The organism is Ulvibacter sp. MAR_2010_11 (assembly GCF_002813135.1).
Classification (GTDB): domain Bacteria; phylum Bacteroidota; class Bacteroidia; order Flavobacteriales; family Flavobacteriaceae; genus Altibacter.
Genome location: NZ_PHTY01000001.1, coordinates 2,218,055 through 2,230,698 on the forward strand (window position 1 = coordinate 2,218,055; position 12,644 = coordinate 2,230,698).

General features: G+C 37.8%; 11 protein-coding genes. All 11 read right to left on the reverse strand.

Features of this window, described 5'->3' with window-relative positions:
- Positions 1–24: 24 nt before the first annotated feature.
- The 11 genes from ATE92_RS10155 to ATE92_RS10205 all read right to left on the reverse strand — a co-directional run bounded on the left by ATE92_RS10155 (position 25) and on the right by ATE92_RS10205 (position 12,632).
- The gene (locus ATE92_RS10155) at positions 25–2,433 is read right to left on the reverse strand and encodes a 3-hydroxyacyl-CoA dehydrogenase/enoyl-CoA hydratase family protein (RefSeq protein WP_100803600.1); all 2,409 of its coding nucleotides are present in this window, start codon (positions 2,431–2,433) and stop codon (positions 25–27) included.
- A 1-nt stretch (position 2,434) separates the two neighbouring features.
- Positions 2,435–2,884, reverse strand: a complete 450-nt coding sequence (locus tag ATE92_RS10160) for a MarR family winged helix-turn-helix transcriptional regulator (RefSeq protein ID WP_100803601.1) — start codon at positions 2,882–2,884, stop codon at positions 2,435–2,437.
- A gap of 129 nt (positions 2,885–3,013) precedes the next feature.
- Entirely contained in the window at positions 3,014–4,795 is a 1,782-nt protein-coding gene (locus ATE92_RS10165) for a long-chain fatty acid--CoA ligase (protein ID WP_100803602.1), read from the reverse strand.
- Positions 4,796–4,906: 111 nt separating this feature from the next.
- Positions 4,907–7,300 carry a M14 family zinc carboxypeptidase gene (locus tag ATE92_RS10170; protein WP_100803603.1) on the reverse strand — a complete coding sequence of 798 codons (2,394 nt, stop codon included), beginning with the start codon at positions 7,298–7,300 and terminating at the stop codon, positions 4,907–4,909.
- 106 nt (positions 7,301–7,406) lie between these two features.
- Complete coding sequence (locus tag ATE92_RS10175; RefSeq protein ID WP_100803604.1) at positions 7,407–8,561, reverse strand: hypothetical protein; 1,155 nt, start codon at positions 8,559–8,561, stop codon at positions 7,407–7,409.
- 23 nt (positions 8,562–8,584) lie between these two features.
- Complete coding sequence (locus ATE92_RS10180; RefSeq protein WP_157809612.1) at positions 8,585–9,316, reverse strand: PPC domain-containing protein; 732 nt, start codon at positions 9,314–9,316, stop codon at positions 8,585–8,587.
- Positions 9,317–9,367: 51 nt separating this feature from the next.
- Positions 9,368–9,907 carry a hypothetical protein gene (locus ATE92_RS10185; RefSeq protein ID WP_100803606.1) on the reverse strand — a complete coding sequence of 180 codons (540 nt, stop codon included), beginning with the start codon at positions 9,905–9,907 and terminating at the stop codon, positions 9,368–9,370.
- A gap of 39 nt (positions 9,908–9,946) precedes the next feature.
- Positions 9,947–10,435, reverse strand: coding sequence for a hypothetical protein (locus tag ATE92_RS10190; RefSeq protein WP_100803607.1), 489 nt, complete (start codon positions 10,433–10,435; stop codon positions 9,947–9,949).
- A 4-nt stretch (positions 10,436–10,439) separates the two neighbouring features.
- Entirely contained in the window at positions 10,440–11,657 is a 1,218-nt protein-coding gene (locus ATE92_RS10195) for a thioredoxin family protein (RefSeq protein ID WP_157809613.1), read from the reverse strand.
- Between the two features lie 13 nt (positions 11,658–11,670).
- The gene (locus ATE92_RS10200; RefSeq protein WP_157809614.1) at positions 11,671–12,120 is read right to left on the reverse strand and encodes a hypothetical protein; all 450 of its coding nucleotides are present in this window, start codon (positions 12,118–12,120) and stop codon (positions 11,671–11,673) included.
- A 53-nt stretch (positions 12,121–12,173) separates the two neighbouring features.
- Complete coding sequence (locus ATE92_RS10205; RefSeq protein ID WP_100803610.1) at positions 12,174–12,632, reverse strand: hypothetical protein; 459 nt, start codon at positions 12,630–12,632, stop codon at positions 12,174–12,176.
- Positions 12,633–12,644 lie beyond the last annotated feature (12 nt).

Below are 12,644 nucleotides of genomic sequence, written 5' to 3' on the forward strand. Positions count from 1 at the left end.
TAATAACTCATTTCTCTTAGCACCTTAGTTGCGAAGTGGCTTTCCTTTTTGAATCATATGTTGTAAGCGTTCCAGGGTCTTGCGTTCTCCTGCCAGACTTAAGAAAGCTTCTCGTTCCAGATCGAGTAGGTACTGTTCTGAAACCAGAGTGGGTTCAGAAAGATCTCCACCTGCCATAACATAGGCCAATTTGTTGGCAATTTTTTGATCGTGCTCACTTATATAGTGACTATCTTCCATTGCATCTGTTCCTACCAAAAACAAGCCCAAAGCCTGTTTTCCAAGCACTTTTATATCTTTTCGCCTTACCGGCTTGGTATACCCCTGATCTGCCATCATTCTCGCTACTGCTTTGGCTTCAGCAATTTGTCGGTCTCTGTTGACTATCACAATATCTTTTCCGCTTTTGAGGAAATCATAATCAAATGCTTCATAAGCTGACGTAGATACTTTCGCCATTGCAACGGTTAAAAATCGTTCTCTTAGACGGTTTAATTCAACGTCATCCTTGGCAAAACTGTCTGATGCACGCAATGCCATTTCTTTGGAACCACCACCGCCCGGAATCACGCCTACACCAAATTCAACCAACCCGATATAACTTTCGGCTGCAGCCACAACGCGGTCTGCGTGTAGGGTCATTTCACATCCTCCGCCTAAAGTCATTCCATGGGGAGCAACAACGGTAGGGATGGAAGAGTAGCGCAGTCGCATACAGCTGTCCTGAAAATATTTCACCGCCGCGTTCAATTCGTCGTATTCCTGCTCGACCGCCATCATAAAGATCATTCCAATATTGGCACCTACCGAGAAGTTGGCACCCTGATTTCCGATTACTAGTCCGTCGAAATCTTTTTCGGCTATATCAATAGCTTTATTAAGCCCTGCAAGGACATCTCCGCCAATGCTGTTCATCTTGCTTTGGAATTCACAATTTAAAATTCCATCGCCGAGATCTTCCACAACAACTCCACTGTTTTTAAAGACTTCGGAAGATTTCCTGATATTGTCCAAAATGATAAACGCATCCTGTCCGGGCACTTTTAGGTGTTTTTTCTTCGGAATGTCGTAATAATATGTCGCGCCTTCTTTTACTGTATAAAACGATTCGATTCCCGCTTCGAGCATTTCATTCACCCATGGAGCGGGTTCTTTCCCCAAATCTTTTATAAGCTGAATTCCTTTTTGCACTCCAACGGCGTCCCAAATCTCAAAGGGGCCATTTTCCCAGCCGAAACCGGCCTTCATGGCGTCATCAATCTTGTACAATTCGTCCGAAATTTCAGGAATACGTTTAGACACGTAGGCAAACATACTTCCGAAGCTTTTACGGTAGAATTCTGCTGCTTTGTCCTTTCCGCCAACCAATACAGGAAAGCGATCTACAACCTTGTCGATACTTTTGGTAAGTTCCAGAGTAGGGAAGGAGGCTTTTTTACCGCTGCGATATTCCAAAGTATTCAAATCCAATCCTAAAATCTCACTACTTCCGTCGTCATTTTTCACTTTTTTATAAAAACCCTGTCCTGTTTTGCTTCCCAACCATTTATTATCCATCATGGTAGCAATAAATTGCGGGAGTTTAAACACTTCGTGTTCTTCGTCGTTAGGGCAGTTTTCATAAATTCCGTTGGCAACATGCACCAGCGTGTCTAATCCAACCACATCTACGGTACGGAAAGTGGCCGATTTAGGACGACCAATAACGGGACCGGTAAGTTTGTCCACTTCTTCGATGGTTAGACCCATCTCCTGAACCAGGTGAAACAAACTTTGAATTCCGAAAATACCAATACGGTTTCCAATAAAGGCGGGAGTATCTTTTGCAATTACTGAAGTTTTCCCCAAAAATTTTTCGCCGTATCCGTTTAAGAAATCCAAAACTTCGGAAGAAGTTTCAGGTCCCGGAATGATTTCAAACAATTTTAAATAACGAGGTGGGTTAAAGAAATGTGTTCCGCAGAAATGCTTCTGAAAATCCTCACTTCTACCTTCACTCATAAAATGTATAGGAATTCCTGAAGTATTTGAAGTAATCAATGTTCCGGGAGTTCTATGCTTTTCAAGGTTTTCAAAAACCTGTTGTTTTATGTCTAATCGTTCTACAACCACTTCAATAATCCAGTCGGCAGTTGCAACCTTTGCGATGTCATCTTCCAGATTTCCTGTTGTGATTCTGTTTGCAAAACTACTGTGGTATAAGGGTGCGGGTTTCGATTTGATAGAAGCTGTCAAAGCTTCGTTCACCAATCTATTGCGAACAACTTTATCTTCTAAGGTGAGGCCTGCGGCTTTTTCCTTGTCGTTCAATTCACGAGGAACAATATCTAATAGTAGTACTTCAACTCCAATATTTGCAAAATGACAAGCGATTCCGCTTCCCATGATTCCGGAGCCGATTACAGCAACTTTATTAATTCTTCTTTTTGACATGCTATGAAATTTTTTCGGTATTGTATATTTTTTTACTGTTGATGAGCTCCAAAATGGTGTGGGCTACATTTTTAAAAGTTTGCAGCTCTTCAGGGCTTACTTCTTCTTTTACGGCCTCATCGAACTGCAGCACCACATTTTTCGAAAATTCCCGCATCTCTTTCCCAAATTCGGTTAGGTGAATAATTACTCCTCGACCATCCAACGGATTGGGTTTACGCTCAATCAATCCTTTCTCTTCCATCGTTTTTAGGGTACGTGATAAGCTTGTGGCTTCCATTCCCATCTTAGGTCCCAGGGCTGTAGAAGAGGTACCTTCTTCCGGGTCGATGCTAATCAGGGCGAAACCGGTAGCCATGGTGCTCCCTTTTTTTCCGGCCTCTTCGTTATACATTTTTTGAACGGCCATCCAGGTGGCTCGTAATACATAATCGATGGTTTTTTCCTTCATATTGAAATATTGGAAATCCAAAGATACAAAATTATATTATGCACGCATAGTAAATATGTAAAATATTAGTATAAAAAAAGAGCCAATTGGTGAGGCTCTTTTCATTCTAAAATATAGGTTTATTTAATCTCAAGAATCTCTTTCATAGATTTTATTGTAAAGATCTATGTATTTCTCTTTAATTACTTTCCGTTTCATTTTCATGGTAGGAGTGAGGTGACCGCTTTCAATTCCCCATACATCGGGCGTGAGTTCAAATTTTTTAATTTTTTCCCATTTACCGAAGCGTTCGTTATGGATGTCTATTTCTTTCTGAATTCGAGAAATTAGTACTTCATTGTTTACCAGTTCTTTCGGGTCGTCCGGAAGGCCTTTGTTTTTACGCTTATTCCATTCGGCTATAAATTCCCAATTAGGCTGAATTAAAGCTGCCGGCATTTTCTCGCCCTCACCAACTACCATAATCTGATCTATAAAGCGAGATTGCTTCATTGCATTTTCAAGTAATTGAGGCGCAACATATTTCCCGCCACTGGTTTTAAACATTTCCTTTTTACGATCGGTAATTTTAAGGAAGCCGTCCGCATCAATTTCACCTATATCTCCTGTATGAAAATACCCGTTTTTTAAAACTTCAGCAGTTTTATCGGGATCTTTATAATAACCCATCATAACCTGCGGTCCTTTTACCAGAATTTCCCCATCTTCGGCAATTTTAATTTCAGTATTTTCAATTGCCTTACCAACGGTTCCAATTCGGAAACCACCGTTTCGCATATCGTTAACACTTACTACAGGTGATGTTTCCGTAAGTCCGTAGCCTTCCATCACAGGAATATCTGCGGCGTTAAAGACACGTGCCAATCTGGGTTGTAAAGCTGCACTTCCTGAAGCAATCGCCTGCAAGTTTCCTCCCAAAGCCTCCTGCCATTTGCTAAAAATTAATTTTCTGGCAATCTTCAATTTTGTCTCGTACCACCAACCATTTTGGCCGTAGGGTTCATATTTTAGCCCTAAATCGATAGCCCAGAAGAATAATTTCTTTTTAATTCCGGTTAAATCTGCTCCCTTTGCATAAATCTTATCATACACTTTTTCCAGCAGTCTCGGTACTGCGGTCATCACCTCCGGTTTTATTTCCTTTAAATTATCACTAATTGTTTCAAGACTTTCAGCAAAGTGGATACTCACTCCACAATATTGATACATATAAAGCAACATGCGCTCATAAATATGGCAAACAGGCAAGAAGCTTAGCGATTTAGTTTTTCCCATTTCTATGGGCAATCTTTTGGCACTTGCCGTAGCGTTACTCGCTATATTTCTATGAGTCAACATAACTCCTTTTGGTTGTCCTGTTGTTCCGGAAGTATAAATAAGTGTAGCGAGATCGGTCTCTTTTACAGCCTCTTTTCTACTAACTACTTCGTTTTGATTGCTTTCATCCTTACCTAATTCCAACACCTCACCCCAATTAGGACAATTATTAAGATTATTGAAAGAATAAATGCCTTTTAAGGAAGGTACATTATCTTTTATTTTTGCAATTTTGGTATACACTTCTTCACAAGAAACAAAGCAATACATAGATTCACTGTGGTTGAGCACATATTCGTAATCCTCCTCACTGATGGTGGGATAAATGGGTACATCCTGTGCTCCGGTTTGTAAAATCCCAATATCACATATATTCCACTCGGTGCGATTGGTCATAGAGATGATGGCCACCTTGTCGTTGGGTTTTACGCCTAAGCGAATTAAACCGCGACTTAGAGCGTTCGCTTTATTTATATATTCCTGCGTTGAGGTTGCAATCCATTCTCCGTTTACCTTGCTCACAAGTGATTTTTCGAGAGGGTATTTTTCCAGTTGGTAATAGGGGAAGTCGAAGAGTCTTTTTGGTTCGGTCATAATTGGTATTGTTGTAGCCATGCAAATTATGAAAAATTATCCAGTTTTATATTGAAATAAAAAAAGCCACGAATTATCGTGGCTTCCTAAATTTATAAAATGAAATTCTTGTTATAGTTTCACAACTTTAAATGTTTTTGAAGCATTTTCGGAAGTAATTTGTATCATATAAACGCCTGATGCGTAATTGCTGTAATCGAACGATTGCGGGCCCGAATTATTTTCGGTTTTGGTGACCAACTGACCTTGCAACGTATACATTGAAATTGAATAATTGGTAAGTTGTGTATTAATATGTAAAACATCTTCAATGGGATTCGGGAATAATTCAAAATGATTTTCAGTCGTTTCCGGAGCGCCTAAAGTGCCATCGCTTGCAATATTAATTTTCAGGTCGTCAAAATAGAATCCATCTCTTTGATCGCCGTTGTCCGAACGAAACTGAAAGCGAACCAGAATAGTCTCGCCTAAATAATCACTCAAGTTTATCTCTTCCAAAACCCAATCGCTTTGTGAACCGTCGTACAAAGGTTCTCCCGTAGGTTGTGAGTTGTTGTTACTTCCTGCATTGGTGTATTTTCCACATTGCGGGATCCATGTGCTTCCTCCGTTAATGGATACTTCAAATTGCACGTAGTCGTAATTGGGTTCAAGATCCCACTTGGCATAGAAGGAGGCACTTGCTCCTAATGCATTTGTTAAGTCGACCGAATTACTCAGTGTAATAGTTTTGTTTGAATTAGGTGGATACAGTGCACCCGGCGAATCCGTGATTGAACTGGAAGGAGAAACAAATGTATTTGTAGTAATTCCCCAGCCAACATTTACAAAATTATCACTTACACTGTTTCCGGGATCGTTGAATACAGGAAGCAAACTTCCCGCAAGCTTATTTATTGTGATTTTGGAGTCGTAGCTTCCGTTATTTACAATCAATTCGTAAATAATAGCATCGCCCTCAACCGTTCCGTTTGCAAGCGTGTAAGGAATGAAACCGCTGTCTGTATCGAGTACGTCCATTCCGGTAAAGGTTACTGCATTTCCCACTGTAGAAATATTTGCAGAAATTGGATTCATACTTACCGTAAAGTTTCCGGTTCCTGAAACACCTAATCGCTTGATGTCGAAATCGGCTTCAGCATTCACTAAGCTCCCAACAAATAATGGAGCTGTGTCCTTAATAGCGGCATAGTTGTTTACCATTTTAGCCGAGGTAAGGTTTAAATACATCATTCCTTGGGAAATGGGAACTATCTGATTGGAAGGAGGCCAAAAACTCGGACCAATTTCCGGCGTCATCGAATATATTTTATCGTGTGTTCCTACGGTACCATACATAAAATCGTCACTAACCCCTGCTGCCGGGTACAATTCGGATGAAATGATATTGTCGAAGCCGTTTTGTGACACCAGTTCTTCAGATATTCCTTCAAATAAAGCATTTTCCGGAGTGGGAGCATTATCGGTATAACCATACGGATACAATAACAAATCGCCCGAAGTATGGTTGTTAATAGCCATCACAAAATCGTGTTGTTCTACAAACCACTTAATCGCTTGTGTTTCAATTTCGGAAAAGGGAGCCGGACCGTGATAGACTTGGCTCTCCGTATCACTTGAAGTGCCTTCGCCTCCCCAGGTTCCATTTCCGGGATCACCATTGATATAGTAATCGTAATTTCTGTTTAAATCGGTTCCGTAGGTGTTCTTTCTATTTTTTCGCCAAAAACCACCTCCGTTAGGGTCGGTTTTTTGATTGTACAAATAACCATCGGGATTTAAAACGGGAACAAAAAATAGTTCGGTGTTGTCCACAATACTTTGAATTTCAGGATCGGTGGCGTAATTTTCTAACAAATACCACATATAGAAAACCAATTGAGAAAGCCCTGCAGGCTCCCGGGCATGGTGTAAAGCAGTATATAGAATTTGCGGTTCTCCTTCTGAAGCGTTAGGGTTGTCACTAATCTTGACCCATTTAATACCGTTGCCACCAATTGGCGGCGTAGTTGAATTGTCCGGTGTTCCTTCGGTAAGGAATGTACTTATATTGTCTTTTTGGGTGATAAGATTGGGAAATAGCGCTGCCATTTCATCCAATTCGTCTAAAAGTTCTTGATAGGTAAGATAACCACCCATGGAACCCAATTGAAAATTGGCCGGAGTTTGATATTCAGTCGCGCCACTTCCGTCGCAAGTAAGATTTCTTTGAGGAGGATTGTTCAGTTGATTTTGCTGAAGGAAATACGCCTTAGAATCTTCTATTAAAATTTCGACCGAAAAACCTGCCTGACGAGCGAGATTGATTTCAGAAACAGAAAAGTCGGAAATTATAAAATGTCCTTTTTTATGAACACCATGTTCCAGAGGGATACCGAGGGCATTCAATCTCGTAAGATCATTGGTGGAATTGTAATTTATTTGAGCGCGTTGGTGTTTTTCCTGAATATTCTGGGAAAAACTTACGGCAGAAATGAGCAGCAGTAGGAGGGCTAATTTTTTCATTAATTGCAGATACTTGATATGATTTGGGGGGTACAATATAGTGAAAACTAATAAAGTGCAGCAAAATTTGACAAATCTTAGTTATCAACCATTTTTAGGCTACTTGCTAACGCGCCAGATTTTGATCTATTGAGCTTATCATGAAATAGAAATAGTCACCTCCGGCCGCATTTACTAATTTCGAATAGTAAAGCGCAATCATTTTATCATTTTTTTCCCAAACATAGGTTGTCATCGTATTCGAAATATAACCAGCGGTAGGCGTTTCGGTTATTTTTTCGGTAGGCTCAAACCCCAGTTTGGCAATTAAATCACTTTTTATCTCGTTCACCTTAGCCAAAGCGCTTTCATCGGTATAGACGATTCTGTCGAAAACGCCAAAGATTGTTGCATAATATCCAATTGTTCTGTTGTTTTTTATGTAGAATCCAATTAAATCTCCCTGATATACATTATCCTTTCTCGCAATGGAATAATCGAAGGTCTCATCCGTTTCATTTTTAGTTTTATATACTCTCTTAAATGCCGGGTAGGTTTTCTTTACTTCGTCTTCGGTGAGTCCTAAGCGGTACTCTTTAAAATACATAAAATCCATAAAATTCTCAACATTGCCCGGATTTGAAGCAACAACTTCTGCCTTTACCTTTTTTGGCTTTCCTTCTATTATTTGGATCCAATTGGGATATTTTTCCTGATAGGCAGCTAGTGTAAGTTGGTCCCAATCTTTTCGTTCCTGCGACAATACTTCTTCAGTAATTTTTCCTGATGCTTTTTGTAATAGCCCGTATAAGGCAGTGATGTTGGACACTGCACTTATATTATTTTCAACCGATTTATAAAACTCAATATATTTAAGGTGTAAAAAATCTACAATTTCTCCATTTTCAAACACCTTTGTTTTTATGAGGTCATCCGGAAAATAAAGATGTATATATAATAAGTCCGGAGTTAAATTCCCATACACAATGTGATTTGCCTTGGTGATATCGATCTTTTCAGTTAGAAATAACAGCTCTTTACCGTTGTTGGTTTTATATACGGCGTGCGTTGCCAATAAGTTGTGGATATACAGGTGGAAGTTATCCTCAGGAAAACCAAGACTGTATATTTTGTCGTTTTCAACAAACCCGAAATTATTAGCAGATTGTTGCATCAGGCTGATATTGGACGTAATAGAATCCAACTTTTCGTAATCCACAGCTTGTGAGAAAGCTGTAAATACAGAAATGAAATATATTGAGAAGGGTAGGAGTTGTTTCATATTTTAAATACTATTGGTTTTGATTATTGGGTTATTTTAACAACCAGATTCGAACTAAAATAATTGCAATTATCAATGCAACCGACCAAAACTACCCATTCACCCGATTGCGGATTTGTAAATGTGCATAATTCTTGCGCTCGATTTAAATTGGTACTTGCACAATCAGCTTCCCATGTGTAATGTGAGTATTGCTTAAATGAGACCGTTGGGTTTATTGTACGTCGCACAAAAAGATCGGCACTGTTTTTAGAACCCACGCCACCTTCCTGTAAGATTACCTCCATAAATGACACTCCTGAAGGTACCGTAAACCGAACTATCTTTTGATCACCTCTGTCTCCTTCAACCAATACATTTAAAAGTTCGGAGGTTCCTCCTTTGGCTTGCGCTACAACTGTTTTGTCTTTAATTTCTTTTTCTTTTACTAATGCAGCTACACGGGCATCTCTTGCTTCAGCTTCTTCCTTTTTAAGTCGGTTGGCTTCTGAAACAGCGAGTGCTTCCTTAGCGGCCAGTTGATTTGCTTTATTTTCGGTTAGACGCCGTTTGTCTTCAGCTTTTTTTGCTTCTTTGTCTTTCTTGTCTAAATCGGCACAGGCAGGACAGGGTGTGGCGCCTTCATAATTAAAATTTGCCGGTTTTTTAGCGTACCTACATTGCGACATAATACTATTAAGATTATGGGACTGACTAAAGAGGCTGTTGGACGAAAAGAGGAAACTAATAAGGATAAGAAAGATAGTTTTATTCATAATTACACATATTTAATAAGTACAATAAATTCTGAAAACATTGTTTAATCGTTAGAAAATAGGATCGATTGGGTCTCCATTGTTTTCGGTCGTAAAACAAGTGTCTAAATAGATGTTGCAATTTGGCATACGTTCTTTTAAGGCAAATGCTTTTTCAAGGATATTTTCTTCATTTTCTTCTGAATCTATAAAAACTTCTCTAAGATTTTGATTGTCCAAAAGCTCATGTAAATCAGTTAGCGTAATATTTGTTTTAGTAATATTCAAACTTTCCAAAGATTTCATCTCATTGAAATACGGAATGCTTTTTTTAGTGATTGCTTTGTGTTTTCGCAAATAGAGCAATTTTAACTCTTCGAAAACACTCATGTGTTTTACCCCTTCGTCTGTAACATAGGATTCTTTTAGAATAATTTCTCGAAGAATGGGTACTCTTAAACTAACAAAGTAAATATATTCATCTGTCTGATCATCACCAAACCCATAACCGCCAAGTATAGACCATTCTTGAGGGATATCTTCGAGTTTTTCGATTCGAAAATACCGTTGCCAGAATTTTTGTTCTTCTTTTGAGAATTTTTTTTCGTTCACCGGAGTTCGCTATTTTTTAAAATACAGTATAAAAGATTATTAATTATTCCATTTAGAACTCCATTCTGTGTCAGGAATGTTTGCTACAATTACGAGTTTTTCTTTAAATACCCAGCTCCAAATTTTATGTTCATTAGTGTGAACCCTCCATTCTGTTTGATCAAAATTTGGTTCCCCAAAAAGAGAGTGTGCTATATTGACCGGTTGTTGTAGGTTTGAATATGTAATAATTATCTCATATAATGGCTTCTCTCCATCTAAATCGAAATAATAAACAATTTTTTGAATTTCTTTTGTAGTAAGTTTTTGGATAAAAACTATTCTAAAAGAATTTTCCTCAACAAGCTCGGCCCCTTCAATGTTTTGTTCAAATTCACTTAATGGCATCCCATAATAGATTTCTTTGCTCACGCCTTGAGGGTATGCATTATCTATAATTGTAGATTGATTTTGAGCTAATAAAGATGTGCTCGAAAAAAATAACAATAGGTATAGATAGTAATTAGTAAATCGATTTTTAATCTTCATAGTCTTAGTTTAATTTTGCTAGTAACGCTTCTGTTATTGAAGTGTCGGCACCATTTTCTTTTCCTAGTTTAATAGCAATTTCTGCATAAATTCTAGCATTATTTGTATCGCCAAGTTTATAATACAAATGCGCCACCGTATCGTTATTATAGGAATTACTCGATACATCCACCGACTGTAATGCCCATTTTAGCGCTTTTTCTAATGAGGCTTCGTTTGTTATATTTTCGTAGAATCCCCAAGCTACTTTATTTAAGAGGTTATGCCTTGAATTTTTATAAGTAATCTCAAAATAAATAAGGGCATATTTTTCATATAACTTGAAATCCTTCTCTTGCTCTGCATAGGCTAAACCATAAAAGGAAGACAGTTCAATTGCCTTATTTGGTCTGTATTTCGCAATTGTACTTTCAATTTTGTTTACTCGATTGGTAATAGATTCATTCTCGTCGATTCCTATTAGTGCAAATTCGCTTACAACTTTATCTAATTTGTTTGTTACATCGATATGGTTATGAATTTTGCTTACTTCAGCTTCATTCCTCTGTAAAAAAGTAAATTCTTCAGATTCGGGACTATCCATAGTTTGAAGCATTAAAGTGGCATTGTCGTATGTCAACAAATTTTTCTCAACCTTATAAAATGCTCTGGCATACATTTTCGCATTTTTGTGATTCCGGTTCAGCGCATATTCAGTCAATTTATATAAAAACTTAGGATCTCTATTTCCCGAATCAAACTCTTCGATTCGTTTTGATAATTCTTCTTCTGTATAAACAAAAGAGAACGAACCAAGATCCATATTGTCAAGAGCGGAGAAATCAATTGGCTTAGCAACCGATTTACCTAAGGCAATCAATTCGCCTTGTGATTGGAAACCAAGGGTTTTAAGCACTAGTTTCCCGTTTCCATCAATAAATAAGATCGTAGGATAATCGGTAATGTTATAGTCTTTGACAAGCATTATACCTTCACCTTCCTCCATGTTAAATCTGGCGTTTATAAAATTTGAGTTGAAATAAGCACCCACATTGGCGTCGGGGAAAACTTTATCTTTCATATACTTGGAGGAGCTGTTCCAAAGGGTGTAGGCGTGAATGAAAATAATCTTATTTTCGGTTTTTGCCTTTGCCAGCAATTGTGGAAAAGTTGCATCTTCAAAGTTAATCCCCTGTGCAAAACTCATCACCGGAAAAAGGAATGCTAAAAGTAATTTTTTCATAATCATTGCAAATTTAGTGTCCTGTATTCTTCCAATCCCTAATAGCTTCCAAAAATTCTTCTTCATCTTTTAATAGAATAAAGCAGGTAAATGAATTCACTTCTTTACTTTCTTCTATGAATTCATCATCGATATAATTGTAATTTATGTCTTTTGAAAATCTGAACTCACAGGATACATACTCATCGTCAATAATTTTTGTGTACAGTTCAAAACGATTCCAATTAATTTCCGAATAGGTCTCTTCGGTTTGGATGCCTTGCCAGTCTGTTTTGTAAATAAAGGTGTTGCCGGCAATCTCTTGTGAAATCGTCATAGGGTCACCCCCGTACGTGACTTTTGTAAATTTATCCAGAAACTTCTGTATTGGAGGAAATTCGTTGGCCTGAGGATTGCTTTTTGTCAAACTCATCGATGTAAGTGAGATTACAATAACTAAACTGATTCTGAGTACGCTTTTCATGAGTATTTATTATATACGTTAGTTTTTTTACCTATTATAATTCTTATAATAACTTAATCTTGTGCTTCCTCCCAATCCTCAATCACTTTTATAAATGCCTCCCAATCGCTCTCTAGAATATAACAGGTGAAATAATTTGTTTTTTCATCCAATGTTTTTTCATTACTATTATTATAACTAGACAGTTGCATGTTTCGGTAAAAATAAAATTCACATTTAATAATATTATCGGTCATAGTTTCCTCCCTTACACGACTAAATTGATTCCAATCGATGTTTTCGTAAAAATCTTTAGAAACTATATCGTACCAGTCGGTTATATATGTAAAGGTATTTCCTTCCAATTTTTGAGAAATTTTCATTGGATCTTCGCCCTCCAACTCTTGTTGCTTTATTTTATCTAAAAATTTTTGGATTGGCGGAAATTCATCTAATTGTTCATGGTTTTTAGTCAAACTAGTTAATGTAATTGCTATTACAAAAAAAAGACAGATCGTGATTGCTTTATTCATGATTATTAAATT

What these genes read in the sequence shown, in the direction of transcription:
- ATE92_RS10155 (WP_100803600.1), bottom strand. Translation starts at nt 2,433, where the DNA reads ATGTCAAAAAGAAGAATTAATAAAGTTGCTGTAATCGGCTCCGGAATC.
- ATE92_RS10160 (WP_100803601.1), bottom strand. Translation starts at nt 2,884, where the DNA reads ATGAAGGAAAAAACCATCGATTATGTATTACGAGCCACCTGGATGGCC.
- ATE92_RS10165 (WP_100803602.1), bottom strand. Translation starts at nt 4,795, where the DNA reads ATGACCGAACCAAAAAGACTCTTCGACTTCCCCTATTACCAACTGGAA.
- ATE92_RS10170 (WP_100803603.1), bottom strand. Translation starts at nt 7,300, where the DNA reads ATGAAAAAATTAGCCCTCCTACTGCTGCTCATTTCTGCCGTAAGTTTT.
- ATE92_RS10175 (WP_100803604.1), bottom strand. Translation starts at nt 8,561, where the DNA reads ATGAAACAACTCCTACCCTTCTCAATATATTTCATTTCTGTATTTACA.
- ATE92_RS10180 (WP_157809612.1), bottom strand. Translation starts at nt 9,316, where the DNA reads ATGAATAAAACTATCTTTCTTATCCTTATTAGTTTCCTCTTTTCGTCC.
- ATE92_RS10190 (WP_100803607.1), bottom strand. Translation starts at nt 10,435, where the DNA reads ATGAAGATTAAAAATCGATTTACTAATTACTATCTATACCTATTGTTA.
- ATE92_RS10195 (WP_157809613.1), bottom strand. Translation starts at nt 11,657, where the DNA reads ATGAAAAAATTACTTTTAGCATTCCTTTTTCCGGTGATGAGTTTTGCA.
- ATE92_RS10200 (WP_157809614.1), bottom strand. Translation starts at nt 12,120, where the DNA reads ATGAAAAGCGTACTCAGAATCAGTTTAGTTATTGTAATCTCACTTACA.
- ATE92_RS10205 (WP_100803610.1), bottom strand. Translation starts at nt 12,632, where the DNA reads ATGAATAAAGCAATCACGATCTGTCTTTTTTTTGTAATAGCAATTACA.